Source organism: Syntrophorhabdaceae bacterium (genome assembly GCA_028698615.1).
GTDB lineage: Bacteria > Desulfobacterota > Syntrophorhabdia > Syntrophorhabdales > Syntrophorhabdaceae > Delta-02.
Window position 1 is genome coordinate 21,138 of sequence record JAQVWF010000007.1, and the last position, 16,137, is coordinate 37,274.

General features: G+C 54.0%; 19 protein-coding genes. 13 read left to right on the forward strand and 6 right to left on the reverse strand.

Translation table 11 applies throughout. The features are described from left to right. Positions 1-56 precede the first annotated feature (56 nt). Positions 57-635 carry a methyltransferase domain-containing protein gene (locus tag PHC90_04350; protein MDD3845572.1) on the reverse strand — a complete coding sequence of 193 codons (579 nt, stop codon included), beginning with the start codon at positions 633-635 and terminating at the stop codon, positions 57-59. Between the two features lie 311 nt (positions 636-946). Here PHC90_04350 and PHC90_04355 point away from each other — a divergent pair, with 311 nt between their 5' ends. After that, positions 947-2,155 carry a C45 family autoproteolytic acyltransferase/hydrolase gene (locus tag PHC90_04355; GenBank protein MDD3845573.1) on the forward strand — a complete coding sequence of 403 codons (1,209 nt, stop codon included), beginning with the start codon at positions 947-949 and terminating at the stop codon, positions 2,153-2,155. A gap of 3 nt (positions 2,156-2,158) precedes the next feature. Here the strand turns inward: PHC90_04355 and PHC90_04360 are convergent, their stop codons facing one another. From PHC90_04360 to PHC90_04375, 4 genes are all read right to left on the reverse strand, one after another. Further along, the gene (locus PHC90_04360; protein MDD3845574.1) at positions 2,159-3,508 is read right to left on the reverse strand and encodes a BACON domain-containing carbohydrate-binding protein; all 1,350 of its coding nucleotides are present in this window, start codon (positions 3,506-3,508) and stop codon (positions 2,159-2,161) included. A gap of 109 nt (positions 3,509-3,617) precedes the next feature. Next, a complete protein-coding gene (locus PHC90_04365; protein MDD3845575.1) occupies positions 3,618-4,211 on the reverse strand; it encodes a hypothetical protein in 594 nt (197 codons plus the stop codon). Continuing rightward, a complete protein-coding gene (locus tag PHC90_04370; protein ID MDD3845576.1) occupies positions 4,208-4,438 on the reverse strand; it encodes a helix-turn-helix transcriptional regulator in 231 nt (76 codons plus the stop codon). Before PHC90_04370 ends, PHC90_04365 begins: the two co-directional genes overlap by 4 nt. 134 nt (positions 4,439-4,572) lie before the next feature. Further along, positions 4,573-5,520 (reverse strand): D-glycerate dehydrogenase, encoded by a 948-nt coding sequence (locus PHC90_04375; protein ID MDD3845577.1) that lies wholly within the window; start codon positions 5,518-5,520, stop codon positions 4,573-4,575. A 231-nt stretch (positions 5,521-5,751) separates the two neighbouring features. On the opposite strand from PHC90_04375, the gene PHC90_04380 reads away from it, so the two are divergent. From PHC90_04380 to PHC90_04420, 9 genes are all read left to right on the forward strand, one after another. Next, entirely contained in the window at positions 5,752-5,925 is a 174-nt protein-coding gene (locus PHC90_04380) for a hypothetical protein (GenBank protein MDD3845578.1), read from the forward strand. A 119-nt stretch (positions 5,926-6,044) separates the two neighbouring features. Continuing rightward, a complete protein-coding gene (locus PHC90_04385; protein ID MDD3845579.1) occupies positions 6,045-6,389 on the forward strand; it encodes a hypothetical protein in 345 nt (114 codons plus the stop codon). Positions 6,390-6,539: 150 nt separating this feature from the next. Beyond that, positions 6,540-7,346, forward strand: coding sequence for a DnaJ domain-containing protein (locus tag PHC90_04390; protein MDD3845580.1), 807 nt, complete (start codon positions 6,540-6,542; stop codon positions 7,344-7,346). A 340-nt stretch (positions 7,347-7,686) separates the two neighbouring features. Then, on the forward strand, positions 7,687-8,850 hold the full coding sequence (locus PHC90_04395; GenBank protein ID MDD3845581.1) for a PAS domain S-box protein: 1,164 nt from the start codon (positions 7,687-7,689) through the stop codon (positions 8,848-8,850). 351 nt (positions 8,851-9,201) lie between these two features. Next, positions 9,202-9,435: a hypothetical protein gene (locus PHC90_04400; protein MDD3845582.1), complete on the forward strand. Its 234-nt coding sequence runs from the start codon at positions 9,202-9,204 to the stop codon at positions 9,433-9,435. Further along, positions 9,422-9,679, forward strand: coding sequence for a type II toxin-antitoxin system RelE/ParE family toxin (locus PHC90_04405; GenBank protein MDD3845583.1), 258 nt, complete (start codon positions 9,422-9,424; stop codon positions 9,677-9,679). The genes PHC90_04400 and PHC90_04405 overlap by 14 nt, the downstream gene beginning before the upstream one ends. Before the next feature lie 33 nt (positions 9,680-9,712). Continuing rightward, positions 9,713-10,327: a hypothetical protein gene (locus PHC90_04410; protein ID MDD3845584.1), complete on the forward strand. Its 615-nt coding sequence runs from the start codon at positions 9,713-9,715 to the stop codon at positions 10,325-10,327. After that, positions 10,284-10,856 (forward strand): hypothetical protein, encoded by a 573-nt coding sequence (locus tag PHC90_04415; protein ID MDD3845585.1) that lies wholly within the window; start codon positions 10,284-10,286, stop codon positions 10,854-10,856. Before PHC90_04410 ends, PHC90_04415 begins: the two co-directional genes overlap by 44 nt. Before the next feature lie 269 nt (positions 10,857-11,125). Next, positions 11,126-12,139, forward strand: coding sequence for an omptin family outer membrane protease (locus PHC90_04420; GenBank protein MDD3845586.1), 1,014 nt, complete (start codon positions 11,126-11,128; stop codon positions 12,137-12,139). A 145-nt stretch (positions 12,140-12,284) separates the two neighbouring features. On the opposite strand, the gene PHC90_04425 is transcribed toward PHC90_04420, so the two are convergent. Then, entirely contained in the window at positions 12,285-13,142 is an 858-nt protein-coding gene (locus PHC90_04425; protein ID MDD3845587.1) for a transporter substrate-binding domain-containing protein, read from the reverse strand. 303 nt (positions 13,143-13,445) lie between these two features. On the opposite strand from PHC90_04425, the gene PHC90_04430 reads away from it, so the two are divergent. The 3 genes from PHC90_04430 (at position 13,446) to PHC90_04440 (ending at position 16,136) form a co-directional block, all read left to right on the forward strand. Then, on the forward strand, positions 13,446-13,652 hold the full coding sequence (locus tag PHC90_04430; GenBank protein MDD3845588.1) for a hypothetical protein: 207 nt from the start codon (positions 13,446-13,448) through the stop codon (positions 13,650-13,652). 31 nt (positions 13,653-13,683) lie between these two features. After that, complete coding sequence (locus PHC90_04435) at positions 13,684-14,892, forward strand: molybdopterin molybdotransferase MoeA (GenBank protein ID MDD3845589.1); 1,209 nt, start codon at positions 13,684-13,686, stop codon at positions 14,890-14,892. 128 nt (positions 14,893-15,020) lie between these two features. Further along, the gene (locus tag PHC90_04440; protein ID MDD3845590.1) at positions 15,021-16,136 is read left to right on the forward strand and encodes an SPASM domain-containing protein; all 1,116 of its coding nucleotides are present in this window, start codon (positions 15,021-15,023) and stop codon (positions 16,134-16,136) included. Position 16,137: the final 1 nt, after the last annotated feature.

Consider the following 16,137-nt stretch of genomic DNA (forward strand, 5'->3'; position numbering starts at 1 on the left):
TTCAAGCAACCCCGGCGGGTTTTAAGTGGTTCGCCGCTCCGGAGCAGGCTGGCGTTTCAGCCGGGTGGTGAAGCGATGAAGAGGTAATGATACTCCCCCATGTCGGATACGCTGTCGGTGCGAAAGCCAAAGGGCGTAAGAAGGTTTTCGACATCCTTTTCCGAAAGCTTTATCTGAAGGGGCGGGCCGGGACTGCCTTCGATCTTCTTGAACTCCAGCACCGCGAGCCTTCCGCCCGGTCTTAACACCCTCAACGTTTCACGCAAGACGGTTTCTCCCGTTCCTTCACGCAGCAAGTCGTGCAGGACGGTTGCCATGAGACATATATCAACTGTCCTGTCATCCACCGGGATGTGTTTGTTCACGTCGGCCACGAGCGTGCTGATGTTGCGGAGGTGTCTGCCTGACGCACGCTGTCTCACCCGGGCGAGTCCTTCCTCCCACGCGTCCACAGCAAAGACACGGCCTTCGGGCCCGGTAGCCTCCGCGAGAGGAATCGTGTAATCACCGCTGCCCGCTCCGAGGTCAAGCAAAACCATTGACTTCCGCACCTTGAGCACCTCGAAGAACCGGTCTGTGTCGATAAGGTCGAATGTACTGCGGCCCGCACCGTGTGGCTTCCCTGACTCGTTCATAATGTGGAACCCCCTTGATGCATTTGGTCGCCCCGGTTCTCAGGGGCTTTATTTCCTTTAATCTTCAACGTAAATGGCGCCGGTGTCAACCCCTGACTGTTTCCGTAAGCATGGAATTCGGGTCGAAGGGCATCCCCGAAGTTTCACAAGTCTTTCTTTCTATGCTACATTTATAAATACTGCTATGTGAAATAGCGCTGCCGCCAGCCGCCCGTAAATACAAAAGTTACCCGGGGCTAAGAGGCAGGGGGTATAAGGAAGTCGATGGATTCATGAAACGATATGGTATAAGATCTAGTCGAGGATTTGATATGAAGATTTGGAGTCGTTTAACAATAGCGGTCATCATGCTCGTTTTTGCAGCCCACTGTCTGGCTTCGCAACCGGTACCCGAGCCAGCGGGATTAAAATTAATATCCTCCTTTGAAGGAGGCAAGCTTTATCGAAGCGGAAAGATCAATGTGCTGGTCCTTCACGGAAGCTATCGCCAGATGGGCCGTCAGTATGGACGTCTGTTGAGCGGTGATCTGAAAAGCTTGTATAAGAATGCCATTCTTGATTATTTTCAGCAGGGCAGGGGTCTTTCCGATGACAAGATGAACAAGGCGGCAGTGTCTTTGTACCGTCTTTACCCGCAGCGTTTTAAGGACATCATAGAGGGCATGGCGGAAACATCCGGGCTTTCTCTGAAAGAGCAGATCATGCTGAACGCGATCGAGCATTATGGCTCCATGTCCGGATGCTCGGGGATCATCGCCTGGGGGGAATATACGGGCAAGCAACCACTCATTGCGGGAAGGAACTACGACTGGTTCGAGAAATATGTTGAATTTGCGCAAAGCCTTACCGTGACCGTTTTCAATCCTGACTCGGGAATTCCCAACGCTATCGTCACCTTTGCCGGTGTGATCTACGCCACGACCGGCCTGAACGGGGAAGGCATATTTCTGGAACTCAACAATGGTCTGCCTTCCGGCGGCTCTCTCAAATATAGCGACCGTGTGCCAGCCATTGTAAGTCTCCTGGCTTTCCTCAACGACGGCAGTTCGCTGGACCAGCTGGATGCCTTTTTCAACACGACGAGGACAGACTTTGCCTTCATCATAAATGCAGCCGATACAGTGCGGGGAGTCTCCTACGAATGGGCGCCTTTTGAACACCGCCGGAGGAACGGCGATGAAGAAGGGCTGCTGGTTGCGACCAACCATTTTACAGACCCCTCATGGGGTATTGTTCTGCAGGACCATGCAGGTTTTGAAACTGTCCGGAGATGGAAGAATCTGCTTTCCCTGGGACATGAGAAGAAGGGTAAGATCGATCTCGGTGTGATGAAGGAGATCCTGGATACCCCCATGAATAAAGGCGGTGCCACCTGGCCTGTCGATGGAAGTATGCCCAAGCCGTACCGAACAACGTATCAGATCATTGCTGTGCCTGCCTCTTTGCAGCTATGGTTAAAAGTCCCCGGTTTTCAGGACTGGACAGCCGTCGAATTAAAAGGTCTGTTCAGGAAACAGTGATCATTACCGCGGATGCTTCGCAACGGGTTTCTTCCTGTTCCCCTCCAATGTTTTGGCGCTCTTGCGTGCCGGGGCCTCTTTCTGGCTGATACGGAAGGTCTTGCCGGCAGCGGTGATGGTGCCTGTCCGTTTGGTGCCCTTGTTTTCTCCCACGGTGTACTGGACCGTACCGCCTCCCTTTGACGATGCGCCTGATGTTATGCCTATCCACGGGGTTCTTGTCTTTGCCGTCCACGGACAATCATCACGGGTCTCGACCTTAAATTGCCCTGAGGACCCTCTCGATTCGACGGTCACGCTTGAAGGTGAAATAGTGGCCTTGCACGCGTTTCTCGTGGTCCCGGTTGCCGTTGCCGCACCTTTCGCCGCCTCGGCCTGTTGTTTTACCGTGATGGTCTTTCCCGCCACCTGTATGGTCCCGGTGCGCGGTGAACCGGACCTGTTCGCTATCACCCTGAACTGGACAGTCCCGCTTCCCGCGCCGATCGCGTTCAAAAGCTTGATCCAGTTCGCACTCGTCTTAACGGTCCATGGACAACTTGCCTTGGTGCAGCTGAGACTCAGCGTGGATGGTGGTGACGATGCCCCTCTGGGATCGGCGTCTGTCCCCTGCCATGGCACTAAAACGCTTGCAGGTGAGACCGAAAAGGTGCAGGTGCCGGAATAGCCCTGACTGATCGTGATGAATTTACGGTCTATCTCTACGCGCCCGGTGCGCGGCGAACCTGACGTGTTCTCCATCACCTTGTACCGGATATATCCGCTTCCCCGGCCCCTGCTGTCTATGAGCCGAATCCAGTGACTGCTTGTCGATGCCAGCCACGGGCAGTTTCCCTTGCTTGTCGTGACGGTCAGCCTGGGTACTGGTGACGATGCCCCTGCTCTGGGATCAGGTGATGCTTCCGGCAGTCCTTGCTCGGGTGCGGTGACGCTCGCAGGCGAGATGGAAACGACGGTGCAAACAGTGTCGGAATCCTGCCCGAGCGTGATGGTCTTGCCCGCCACCTGGATGGTCCCGGTGCGCGGTGTGCCCGTCTTGTTTCCCGCAACCCTGTATTCAATGTATCCGCTGCCCGATCCACCCGAGGCCAGAAGCTGTATCCAGGATGCGCCTGTCGAAGCGGTCCAGGCGCACTCGGCCTTGCTTGCTGTGACGGTAACCCTGGGCGGGCGCCCGCCGCCCCCCCGGGGATCGGTCGGGTCCGGCAGACCATGCACGGTGGCGGTGACGCTCGCAGGCGATACGGAGAAGGTGCAGGTTGGTGCCGCCACTATATCGGTACTGCAAAAAACAAGGGCACACAAGCTCATAAGAAAGGCAAAAAATCTCGCTGCACTCTTTGGTCCGATCACCTTGTTCACCTCGAATGGATTCGTTCATTTATTGTGATGGTAAAATGAAGATGGGCGATTGTCAATATCTCGTCCGTCTTCTAAGTTCCGCAGTGGCATCGCATGCACTCTATTCCGTTTTGGTCAGGCGGCGTATCGTGCAGTTGTAGGAAACGATCTGCCAGGCGATGAGAAGCAGGATGATAGCGGAACTGGAGATCGGCAGTCCGTTGTATGAAAAGACATCGTATTGCCTAAGGGCCGCATTGCTCCCCATCGCCCCGGATTCGTTGAGGAGGGAGAAACCAACGCCAAGGGTAAACCCGCGGGTCTTTCCATCCAGCGCTTTGTCGGGCGGCAGCTTGAAGAAAGACACCTGAAAGCAGGAAAGGCAGAACAGAAAGATCAGGATGGCCAGCGAGGTCATCAACGTGGTCTTTGTTGCCCTCCCCGTCAGGAGGGTTTCGCGCTCGTCACGCTCCCTCATGAAGGTCAACCTGGCCAGCACCCTGTCGCGGAATGGCCCCGACAGTACAAGCCGGACGCTCAGGTAGACCGAAAGGAGCATCCAGGCGGCATAGAGAAACCCGCTGGCGTTATACACCGTTTTGAGAGGGCCGGCAGCAAGCCCCGCATGGAACACATAGTTGAACAGGGCGATTCCGGCCAGAACAGGAAGCCCACAGAGAAACACATTCAATATAAACGGATCCAGCCTCTTCATTTCCTTTCCTCCTCAACTGAAAAAATGTCGTTGATGTCTGCTTTGAAATACCGGGCAATGCGAAAAGCAAGCCCCAGGGAAGGGTTGTAATCCCCCTTCTCGATCGCGACAATGGTAGCCCGCGTCACCCCTACCTCTTTCGCCAGCTTTTCCTGAGTTATGCGATGCTCTGCACGCAATACATTCAACCGGTTAACAATCCTCAACGCCCCGCACGATTTACCCATTTGTCCCACCTGATGTATAGTTAATATTACTAAAAGTACAACGGACTGTACTGTATGTCAAGTACATTGTACATATATTAATAGGGAAGCCATCAAGTGTTACGGATGTCGATCGGCCAGGAGAGCGCGGACGTTCAGCTTGGACTGAGGTCAGCGGAAAGCAGAGCTTGCCTGATCCCGTCACAGAGCAGTTTCGACATCTCTTCCCGTGTCTCTATGGTCGCGGATCCCAGGTGAGGAAGCAGCACCGTTCCGGGTGTTGTGCACCACTGCGGGTCGAAGTCCGGCTCATTCTCAAAAACGTCCAAACCCACACCGCCTATCTTCTTCTGGCGGAGCAGTTCGATGGCTGCCTGTTCGTCGATGATTCCGCCCCGTGCGGTGTTGATGACGAAAGCACCCCGGGGCAACAATGCGAGCTTCTCGCGGTTCAGAAGTCCGCGTGTTTGATCCGTCAGTGGACAGTGAAGGGACAGTACGTTGCTTTGCCTCAGCAAGTCATCAAGGGGGAGACGTTCGGCGATGTCCACTCCAAGATCTACCGGGCTGCGGTTGCCTTGCCGGTCCCAAAAGATGACCTTCAAACCTACGGCCCAGGCGCGCCTGGCAAAAGCCTGGCCAATGGGGCCGGAGCCAAGGATCCCGCAGGTCTTCCCCGCGAGACTGGATCCCAGGAGAAGATCGGGAGCCCAGCCTCTCCAATCCCCGGACCGCACCAGTGCTTCGCCTTCGCTTACCCGCCGGGTGAGGGCCAAAAGGAGCGTGAGGGCCAGATCGGCCGTGGCAGCCGTCAATACTCCCGGCGTGTTTATGATCTGAATACCCCGTGCCTTGCAGCAGGCCTGAGGAAGGTGGTTTATGCCCACGGAGTAAGTGCCGATGACCCTTAAATTCGGGCAAAGCTCCAGGTCCGCCTCAGTCAGGGGTTCGGACAGCAGAACGACGAGCGCTTCCGCGCCGGGGAGCCCCGCTGTCCAGGCAATGGACCGATAGGGAGCGATGCGCAGCTCCGGGAAGCGCAGACCCAGGTCCTCGATGTGCGGCCCTACCAGGGCGGAAGTGCTAAGAATACGAATGCTCATTCGTGGAGACCCTCTTTTTCTTGCGCATTACACGTTGCCCCCTTGCGCTAATTGTACGCGCGTTCTTGTGTCCGTCCGTGATCAGGACGCATAGAGAACACTCTACGCGCCGGCGGGGATGCTGTCAATAGGGCTTTCGTGAGCTTAGATCTGCATTTCACTGACGATGTGGAAAAGAGTTTACGGAAATACTATACTGAATTAAAAATAGTGCCATGGAGGTCAGAGAAGATGCCTGGTAACGAATACGAATGCAAGGACTGCGGCCGCGCCTTCCTGGTGGACGAAGAAGAGATGGGGGGGGCGAAATGCCCGAGTTGTGAAGGCGGGAATGTGGTCCCCAGGGAGCCCCGGCCTCTGCCGCCGTGGATACAGCAACTGAACAATGGGACGGGCTCCAGCTGAAAGTAGAACGAGGAGTGGCGTTGCCATTCGATATGAAAAGCGATCATACATCCGGAGCATGAATGTTCTTTGAATGCACGTCTGATCCGGGTCTGTGTTGGTGTTTGAGGATATTTGGAATGGAGATAAAGATCAGGAAGACAGGTTCGAGCACGTTGACGGGTAATGTGTCGGGAATGGTGAGTACATACGCGGTCACGGAAGACGGAAGGGAGTTCCTCCTCGTCCGCACCTCGCATACGCTTGCCAGCAGCATCGGCATCGCAGGTCAGGCAGGTATTCTCTATGTGGACAGTGATGACAACAGGGTTCACCACCAGGTGGCGGCACCAGGCGGGGCGTGCGGATTGAAAACTGACGACGAAGTGATGGAAGGGCTCTCGCCGCTGGCCCTTCGTGCGGTGCTTATGGTGGACCAGTGCAACGAGCCGGGTGAAATTACGATAACAACAGAAGAAAGGTAGAGCGTCCCGCGGGTTGCCCCGGCAGATCGTTGTTTTCAGGATAAAGCCCTTAAAGCCAATTAGACGGCGTACCTTGATCCACCAGCAGGTGTGTTTGCCCGCAAGGTTGTGATTGGGGTATACTGGGGACACTCTTGAGGTGTGAAGAATATGGATCAAAAAGACTATTATGAAGTACTTGAGATAGATGGCCAGGCTACGGACAAGCAGGTCAAGGAGGCCTACCGGAGGCTTGCGTTTCAGTACCACCCGGACAGGAATTCCGGAGACCCCGGTGCGGTTGAACGCATGAAGAGCATAAACGAGGCGTACGCCGTTCTGTCGGACCCGGCAAAAAGGCAGCGGTATGACAGTCTCAGGCAGAGCTACGGGAATTCTGCGTATGACAGGTTCCGGGAAGGTTATTCCGACAATGATATTTTCAGAGGGTCCGACATTAACCAGATCTTTGAGGAGATCTCGCGGTCCTTCGGTTTCCGGGGTTTTGAAGATGTTTTCAAGGAAGTTTACGGTTCCGGCTACCGGACCTTTGAATTCAGAAATGGCGGCCTTTTCGGGCGGGGCTTCATATTTACCGGCGGCATGAACCCCGGTGGCCTGCGTGCCGGAGTGAAACGGGGTATGGCTTCCCGCCTTCTGGGAAAGCTGGCAGGATATGCCCTGAAAAAGATGACCGGAATCGGGGCGGATCAAAGCGGGGACAGATACGATTCACTGCCGCTCACCCCCGGGCAGGCGAAGAGCGGGGGAAAGGTACCCTATACGGACAAGGAAAGCTTGCGAAGTATTCTCATTACAGTCCCTTCCGGTGTCACCCATGGACAGATGATACGCCTGCGCGGATTGGGGTCTCAGGTCGGACCGTTCGCACCACCCGGAGATCTTTATTTGAAGGTGGAGATCACCAGACCCCTCCTGGAAACCATCAAGAGTTTCCTGAAAAAGAAAGTGGATTGATTGAGGCCCCATTTATTGTGCCGAAACATGGCGCAGGAAGCGACTGTCAAGGCCGGTCGAATTCAGTGCATCAGTCTGCCATAGCGATGTTTTCATGGGATCCCTTTTTTGGTTGTGTTTTTTTCGGACGGGGTGGTATCCTCAAAAAATGCAATACCGGATAAGTCATAAGGGTATTGCATCATTCACTATTCAAAAAAAAGGGGGGGTAACGACATCATGGGTTGAGGAGTCTGCGCAGTTCATTCCCTGGGCTTTTATTTATTCCGTCGCAGGTTGCATTGTGATGCTTTCGTGTACCTTTACGAGTATGTCTATATCAAAGCAAAAAGGGGGACGAATGGAAGACACGAAAAAGACGAAACAGCAACAAACGGAACCGGGCAAGAAAGGGGGGAAAGGGAAGGGCGAATATGAAACAAATCCATTTATCGATTCCATGACACTCATCAACAAGTCCTATGTGTATGAATTTGCGAGTGAGACTTATTGCCGTGATCATGGAAGGACCAGAAAGGACGTAGTCGGGAATTCAGTTGCTCAGATCTGGGGTGAGGCAAGCTTCAAGTTTATCAAGAAGCATCTGGATCACTGTTTTTCCGGTAATGTTGTACGATATGAAAACTGGCTGGAATTTCCCGGCGAGGAACCGAAATTCTACCGCGTTACCTATTCACCGTACTTCAATCCGGCAGGTTACGTTACCCATGCGGTGGTGGCATCCGAGGACATTACAGATTTCAAGAAGGAAGAGGAATCCCTGGAGAAGAGCGATCCGGCGTTCAGGGCTCTCCTGAGGAATATGCATTACGGGGTATTCACGTTTGACCTGGAGGGGCGGTTTACCTTTGTTAACGATGTGATAGTGAACAGATCGGGATATCCGCGGGAGTGGTATGTAGGGAAAAGCCTCTTTGATGTGGTCCGCCCGCAGGAGAGAAATACGGTTCAGAAGCATTTCCAGGCGACGGCGCGCGGAGAACAGGTAGGGCCCTACGAGTTCTCCTTCCTCAAAGCCGCCGACGAGACCGCATGGGCCCATATCAGTACAACACCCATCCGGGAGGCCGGGCAGATCACAGGAGTCCTCGGTGTAATGCTGGATATTACGAAACGTGTCCAATCGGAACAGGCGCTCATCGAAAGCGAAGAGAAATACAGGAGGCTTTTCGAGGAATCGAGGGATGCCATATTCATCACCGATAGTGAGGGAAGACTTACCGATGTGAACCGGTCTTTTCTGAAACTGTTTGGTTACAAGAAAGAAGAGATAGATGGATTGCGCGCCATCGATACATACGTGAACAAGGATGAATGTCTGAGGTATATAAAAGAAATTGAGGATAAGGGTTTTGTCGAAGATTTTACGGTAAAGCTGAAGAAAAAAGATGGAACGGTGATGGAGTGCCTTCTCAACGGAACACCGCTGCGCGGCATTGACGGGACGATCAGGGGCTATCAGGGCATCGCGAGGCATGAAACCGGCAGGATGCAATCGAGATAGTTGGATAGCGGGCTAAAGGCGTTGGAGGGCCGCTTATATTTATCGGTTCTCCAACGCCTTAGCCTCTTCGGTCCATCTTCTTCCTCGTCTCAGTTAGTAAGATGAGCACATAGTTCTCGTCAAATATTGTGAATTTCCAGGAGAACCAGCCTCTGGGTTCGGCTCTCAGCATCTGGTTCGTGACCTGCTCCAAAAAATGCAGCGGCTGTCCCCTCCGGTGCGGCCGGCAGCCCGCTGATGGAAAAGGAAGAAGCGACATGAGGGGCGACATGGCGTGTAAGAGGAGAGATCGCGAATTGATGTTTTGTAGCTATAGTGCTATAGTTACATAGCTACTTCGGAGGTGACACCATGGCAACAGTATCCAGACGAGCTACCGTGTACCTGGACCCCGACCTGCACAGGGCCTTGAGATTAAAGGCTGTCGAGACATCCCGTTCAGTGTCGGAACTGGTTAACGATGCCGTCAGAGAAGCTCTCGCGGAGGACGCGGAGGATATCATTGCTTTTGAGGAAAGGGCGTCGGAACCTTTGGTCAGCTACGATGAGATGATCAAGAGGCTGAGGCGGGATGGCAGAATATAGGATATACTTCAAGGAATCTGTCGAGAAGGACCTTGCCGCCTTGCCGAAGAAGGATGTGAGCAGGATACTTCAACGAATAGAGGCTCTCTCCGGGGATCCGAGGCCATCGGGCCATGAAAAACTGACGGGACAGGAGAGGTATCGTGTACGACAGGGCCGGTACAGGATCGTCTATTCCATTCAGGACAAAGAACTCACCGTATGGGTTGTGAGGGTGGGGCACAGGAAAGACATTTATCGGTAAGACCGGGAAGCCATCGGTATAAAGGACAGGATCATGGACAGGGAACGGGCGATTGCCGAGACGGCACGGATAATGGAGCAATTTGGAGAGCTTACCGGACTTGTTCCCGGAGGGGGGCCTCCGAAGCGCTATTTGTGGACGGATGCCTATGGTGTCTGCAATTTTCTCGGGCTCTATAGGGAAACGGGGGATGCAAGGTACAAAGACCTGGCGCTGGAACTCGTGGAACAGGTGCACCGCGTCCTCGGCAGGCACCGTAAAGGGGGTAGCCGAACGGGATGGATCAGCGGGCTCTCCGAGGATGATGGCGGGGAACATCCTGCGATCGGAGGCCTCAGAATAGGGAAGAAGATGGATGAACGGGGACCGTGCGATGCCATCGATGAGCAGAAAGAGTGGGATAGAGACGGTCAGTATTATCATTACCTCACCAAATGGATGCATACGCTTAACGTGGTTGCCGGAGCGACGGGTGATCTCACATACAACCGATGGGCGATGGAGCTCGCGAAGGCGGCACACCGCGCTTTTGTCTATACCGTTCCCGGAACGGACGTGAAGCGGATGTACTGGAAGATGAGCGTCGATCTTTCCTATCCCCTTGTTGCCTCCATGGGGCATCACGACCCCCTCGACGGGATTACGTGATCCTGACAGGCCTGAATCACTTGATCTTGGCACCGAGATTGATGACCTTGCCGTTATCTGCGAAGGAAATGACTGGCAGACCGATGACCTTCTCGGCCTTGGCGGCCTTCTGACCGATGCTTTCAGGGTGGCACAACTTTTCGTGAAAGGCGACATTGAAGGGTCCGATTCGTTGCGGGTGATTCTCGATGCGTCCTTGCCCGGCCTGAGATACCCCGACAGGGAGAACTTCCTTTACGCTCCTGCACGGTTCCGGCTTGCCTTTCGCGAACTGGGACTGTCAATAGGTTTCCACGCGCTGGAAAGACTGGAATCGATCATCGAGCAAAACAGGGATGCCTTCGCAGAGGATCGGGACATCGCCATCCTCATGAAGACTCTCTGGAGGTATCTGCCTCTGGGAGAGAAGATCGAAGCCTTCTGGCTTGACCCCGACAACCAGAAGACCCAGGTATGGAAGGAGCACCGCGACATCAACACGGTCATGCTGGCAACGAGCCTCGTCCCCGACGGATTTCTGACGCTCTAGAACCGTTCAAACCATTCAAACGTTTAAGCGGCTCAAACGGTTTTAGCGATTGAGGAGCCATCGTATCGCTCCGAGTATGACCAGATTCCGCTGGCGCCCCTTCTGCCGTTGAGCAGTAAAGAAAATCCCGGCGCACAAGAAAATGCCGTTTCAGACGATATGGTCCTGTGGAAAAGTTGTACATATTCATCGTGTGAAGCAAGGCTGGTATCTTCATGATCCCGTTGACAATATCGGAACGGAGATTCTAAGATGTGCAAATACTGCTTATGAACAAAACGAAAAGGCACATATCGGGTTGGGGCCGCAACGGACTCATCGGGATAATTGTTTTGGCGATTTCCACTTTGTGTTTTATTGATGGCGCAGAGGCTTTGCCTGTCGAGAAAGACGAGCCAATGCCTGTGAGCGAATATTTTTCCGTCGGCGGGAAGGTCAAATATTTCTTTAAAAGTCACACCTCCTATGAGTTCGGCAATCCTTATTATCCCCTCCAGGAGCCCTTAAGCCGGCTTGAATTTCCCCTGGATACCTGGTGGGCCGGTTTGGACATGAGATTGGCATTCCCCCGGTTTTCCGTTGGAATGGAGGCGCTCACCAGTGTGAAGGCAAATGCTCACGGGGAGTTTGAGGATTCCGATTGGGAGAATGACGGCACTTTCGACGACAAGACCACGTACAGCACATCACAGATGCGTGTTGCCCCCAGCTACATGGTGCGTCTTGACGCGGACCTCGAAGTTTCCGATTGGCTCGGTTTGCCGGGATGGTTGAGGATAAGGCCCGTCGGAGGAATGCGCTGGCAAAGGTTCAACCTCGTTTCCCATGATGGCATACAATACGATCTCACCGGCGTAACGGGGAATCTCATCCTGCCCGGAGAGGGTATCCGTTTCAAACAAACATACTGGCACTATTTCATCGGATTACGGTCCACCGTCGACCTCGCGCAGGTGACAGGGATATCTTCTTTGACCCTCGACCTGCAGGCCGATTGGGCTTACGTGGAAGGCCACAACGAGGACAATCACCTTCTCAGGGCGGGAAGGCGATTCACATACGAGGACACCTACGGTCATGCCTGGCATTGCTCGATGGGATTGAAGAAAGACCTGGGAAAAGGTTTTTCCATGGGGCTTGAGGGTGATTACCTCATGATATCGACGACAGGCAGCCATCGTTTCCTCAACCGTTCTTTTGACATCGACATGAGTTTGTCCAACGGGGTCAAGGTATGGTCTGACCAGGCAAACATATCCCTGTCCCTGGAATACCGGTTCTGAAGGAAGAGACGTCAGGGCTGTGCGATATATCGATTTGCGGATACAGCGGATTTGCCCAGGTGATGCGCCGCGTTGCCAAAAGGATCAAAACGATGGACTGGCCGCGCGGCGCATGCCTGGATGTTGAGAGCCTACCCCCACTACCCTACCGCTTCACCTTTGTAGGGCTCCCCTTCTTCTTGTTTGCAATCGTCCTTCTATACTGGCTGCCATATTTTTCGATCAGCCTGTCCACCGTTCCATTATCGATAAGTTCATCGAGCTTCTTGTTGATCTGGGGAAGATACTTTACATAGGGAGATTTCTTCGAGATCCCGATGTACCAATTCTCCACGCAGATCTCTTTGGGAAGGATCTCCACTTTGTTCGTTATGCCAAGCTTGTCCGCCTCGAAAAGGCCGGAGTACATCGCGTAGACAAAATAATCGGCGCGGCCCTTGATCAGTTTTGAAAAGTTCTGTTCCACCTTTGCTGAACGGGTGACGGTAAGCTTTTCGGAAAGAAACCTGTCAAAGACCTGACCGAAGCTATCGCCGACGGTGGTGGTGCCTTTCTTTCCGATGAGGTCGTCCCATTTGGAGTAGGGAAATCTCTTTCCCCGGGCCACGAATGCTACCACGGGGTCCTTGGCGTAGGGATTGGAATATTCAAAGAAGGCCTTTCTGTCCTCCGTCATGTACAATCCGACGAGCAGGTCGACCTTGCCTTCCTTTGCTTCCTGCTGGACCTTGTCCCAGTCCCCGCAAAAGGGCGAATTTACCGTCACGTTAAGATCTTTGAAGAGCAGCCTGACGAGTTCCGGCCCGGCGCCTACGATGGTGTTGTTCTCTTTCCACATGATGGGTGGATACTGCGGGTGTCCTGAGGCAATGAGCGTTTCCGCCTGGGCAATGCCTGATAACAACAGGCACATGGCCGCGACCGCGAGCATGAGATAACGTTTCATGTAATACCCCTTTGCCAGATAGAATGTGTTTTGCGGAACGTGGTAAGATACTACCATAATCTCCGTCGATGATAAAAAGGAAATTCACCGAATCTTTCATAAGGACGAACTTCTTCGGAGATACCGGGATATCTCGGAAAAGGCAGATCGAGACATCCTGCGTTCCCGCCAAAAGGATGAACCCCTGGCACCGGCCATGACCGGGTATCGTCAGGAACGTTCCGCGCCATGCGGATGAATTCATTCCCGTATCGTCCATACATCCCGTCACCGCAACGGGACGAATGATATCCACGGATCAACGACCTTGACAACCAACTTCGGTTTTATATAGAATTGCGCAAAATAAAAAGGGTTTTGATGAAAACCCTCAGGAGAGAAATGATGAGTGATAAGGAAAGGGCGATAATGGACGCGGTGGTGTTGCGTGAAGATAAGAAGGTCATTACCTGTTCAGTGGCGGTCAGATTGTCGCGGGAACACGATATGTCCCTGAAAGAGATCGGTGATGCCTGCAACAGGCTGGGCATCAAAATAAGGGAATGTCAGCTCGGTTGTTTCGCGTGATGCGATGACGGCCATTCACCCGGTGAAGGGTATGTCCCTCGGACTTGAAGAGGCCCTGCGTTTGATGCTGGAGGCCATAGAGCCTTTGCCCGCGGAAAACGTCAGCCTTCTCGAAAGTGTAGACCGCGTAGCCGCGTCGGATCTTTATGCTCTCGTTGATTCTCCGTCATCGGACGTTTCCCGCAAAGACGGCTATGCTGTTTTCTTCAGCGAGGTCAAGGATGCGACCGCCGCAAACCCCGTGCGCCTGCGCCCCATAGGCTCAGCAGCCGCTGGAAGCGCAAAGACCATGATCCTCGAACCGGGGACCACGGTGAGGGTGTTGACGGGCGCAAGGATCCCGTCGGGCGCCGATGCCGTGGTAGCTGAAGAATGTACCAGAAGCGAACAGGGCGAGGTCCTCGTGGAAGCGGCCCCCGTGGAACCCGACAAAAACATACTGGCCCGCGGCAGCGATGTGCATACAGGACGGCGTCTTCTCGAGGCGGGCCGCCGCGTATCTCCGGCCACCGCGGGTTATCTCGCCGCAGCGGGTATCAGCAAAGTCCCCCTCTTTTCAAGCCCCGTGGTGGGGATCGTCGGAACCGGCGACGAGATCGTCGAACCGGGCGCGCCTCTTGCAGAGGACAGGATCTACGCAAGCAATATCGTCACCCTGGCAGGGTGGTGCGGAAGGTCGGGGATGAGATCGCTCAAGGGTATAGTGAAGGATGATTTCGATTCCATTCTCTCTGTTTTCAAGAAGATGTCCGCCGCGACGGATGCCATGATCACGAGCGGCGGGGCATGGAAGGGTGATCGCGATATGGTTGCGGACGTTCTTGACAGAATGGGTTGGAAGAAGATATTTCACCGGATCCGCATGGGACCGGGCAAGGCCGTGGGCTTCGGCATATTGGACGGGAAACCCGTGTTCATCCTGCCCGGCGGTCCGCCTTCCAACCTTATAGCCTTCCTGCAGATCGCTCTGCCGGGCCTTATGCGCCTGTGCGGCCATGCGAGTCCCGGTCTGCCCCGGATCAATGCCACGCTTGCCTCCGGTATCGGGGACGGCAAAGTCGGCTGGACCGATCTGTTCTTTGGGACCATTGAGCAGGGTGAAGGCCTGCCCATCTTTCATCCCATGAAGAAACGCAGCCGCCTGGGTTCCATAGCCGAGGCCACCGCTCTGGCATCCGTACCTGAAGATAAGGACCATCTTTCTGAGGGATCGGTAATTTCCGTCCAGTTGCTGACATAGGGTACATCCTCTTCCCCACCCATGTAACGTCTGACGCCCCGGAATAAGGCCGTTGACTTCTCCCATTCTTTTTCCTATAAATATTTGAGCGGATCATTGGGTCCGGATAAGGAAAGGCGACGACGATCGTGAGAACCCTGACGGAACACACCGGGCAACTGAAGAAAATGTATTCTCTTGAAAACGGGAGGATACAGGGAGGCGACGGCTGGGAGAAATTTCCCTTCTTCTGGTTCCTCCTGTTCCTGTCGTACAGATGTACGAGAACATGCGAATATTGTTATGCCTTCAACCAGGTGGGCTATGATAATACCTTCGAAATGGACGACAGGACGTTCTCGCGGCTCCTCGAGTGGATCCCGGAGGTCTGGAAGGTCAACAACATCAAGGTGAACGTCGTTGTCTTCCTCGGCGGAGAACCACTGCTCAAAACAGGGAGGATCAAGAAGGTCATGGATGCCGTCTACGCGAACACCGACGGGATGCAGGGGAATGTCTGCACCAATGCCGATCTCGTGGATGCCGTTAATTGGGATGACCTGGCGGACATCCAGTGGATCTCGACAAACATCACCGATATCCCCATTGAAGAGTTGTCGAGACGGATGAAGATAATCGGCGAAAGGTCGAATGTGATCAACCAGACGATCCTTGCCACTCTCGATGAGTACAACCTCGAGAGGGTGCTGGACATAACGCGGTTTGGGATCGAAAATGGATACCGCCTCAGATACTACAGGAACCTGTACAGGGGGATGGACCCCCGGTACAGGAAAAGACTGCTTCAAAGGTATCATGAGCTGTGCGATATGCTTGAAGAGTACGTTGTGAGGGGTTATGACGTCCACACCACGTTCCTTCTTGATTTCCTGATCCCCGCCTGGAAACTCGAGTCCTCCCCCTATCCCTGCGGGAAGAGAATAGCGACTGTATTCCCCGATGGAAGCATCGGACCCTGCATCAGGAACCATTCGTTCACATCCGGAACCATCTACGACCCGAATCCTCTGGCAAAGTTGCAGGTTTACGATTTCCATTACGATATCAGGCGACCCGACCTGCCGGACGAATGCAAGGCATGTGAATCGAGGACCGCCTGTCATGCCGGATGCCCCAACGACAAGAGGATGTTTGCCGACTGCACTCTGGGGAAATCCGTCTTATGCGATGTGCACAGGGAGATCATTCCAAGGTTGAGGTACCTGGAGACCCTGAAAGGCGATCCTTCCGCGGCAAGAAAGTAGT

What these genes read in the sequence shown, in the direction of transcription:
- PHC90_04405 (MDD3845583.1), top strand. Translation starts at nt 9,422, where the DNA reads ATGGCAGAATATAGGATATACTTCAAGGAATCTGTCGAGAAGGACCTT.
- PHC90_04435 (MDD3845589.1), top strand. Translation starts at nt 13,684, where the DNA reads ATGTCCCTCGGACTTGAAGAGGCCCTGCGTTTGATGCTGGAGGCCATA.
- PHC90_04350 (MDD3845572.1), bottom strand. Translation starts at nt 635, where the DNA reads ATGAACGAGTCAGGGAAGCCACACGGTGCGGGCCGCAGTACATTCGAC.
- PHC90_04375 (MDD3845577.1), bottom strand. Translation starts at nt 5,520, where the DNA reads ATGAGCATTCGTATTCTTAGCACTTCCGCCCTGGTAGGGCCGCACATC.
- PHC90_04385 (MDD3845579.1), top strand. Translation starts at nt 6,045, where the DNA reads ATGGAGATAAAGATCAGGAAGACAGGTTCGAGCACGTTGACGGGTAAT.
- PHC90_04395 (MDD3845581.1), top strand. Translation starts at nt 7,687, where the DNA reads ATGGAAGACACGAAAAAGACGAAACAGCAACAAACGGAACCGGGCAAG.
- PHC90_04400 (MDD3845582.1), top strand. Translation starts at nt 9,202, where the DNA reads ATGGCAACAGTATCCAGACGAGCTACCGTGTACCTGGACCCCGACCTG.
- PHC90_04370 (MDD3845576.1), bottom strand. Translation starts at nt 4,438, where the DNA reads ATGGGTAAATCGTGCGGGGCGTTGAGGATTGTTAACCGGTTGAATGTA.
- PHC90_04380 (MDD3845578.1), top strand. Translation starts at nt 5,752, where the DNA reads ATGCCTGGTAACGAATACGAATGCAAGGACTGCGGCCGCGCCTTCCTG.
- PHC90_04430 (MDD3845588.1), top strand. Translation starts at nt 13,446, where the DNA reads ATGAAAACCCTCAGGAGAGAAATGATGAGTGATAAGGAAAGGGCGATA.
- PHC90_04355 (MDD3845573.1), top strand. Translation starts at nt 947, where the DNA reads ATGAAGATTTGGAGTCGTTTAACAATAGCGGTCATCATGCTCGTTTTT.
- PHC90_04425 (MDD3845587.1), bottom strand. Translation starts at nt 13,142, where the DNA reads ATGGTAGTATCTTACCACGTTCCGCAAAACACATTCTATCTGGCAAAG.
- PHC90_04365 (MDD3845575.1), bottom strand. Translation starts at nt 4,211, where the DNA reads ATGAAGAGGCTGGATCCGTTTATATTGAATGTGTTTCTCTGTGGGCTT.
- PHC90_04410 (MDD3845584.1), top strand. Translation starts at nt 9,713, where the DNA reads ATGGACAGGGAACGGGCGATTGCCGAGACGGCACGGATAATGGAGCAA.
- PHC90_04390 (MDD3845580.1), top strand. Translation starts at nt 6,540, where the DNA reads ATGGATCAAAAAGACTATTATGAAGTACTTGAGATAGATGGCCAGGCT.
- PHC90_04420 (MDD3845586.1), top strand. Translation starts at nt 11,126, where the DNA reads ATGAACAAAACGAAAAGGCACATATCGGGTTGGGGCCGCAACGGACTC.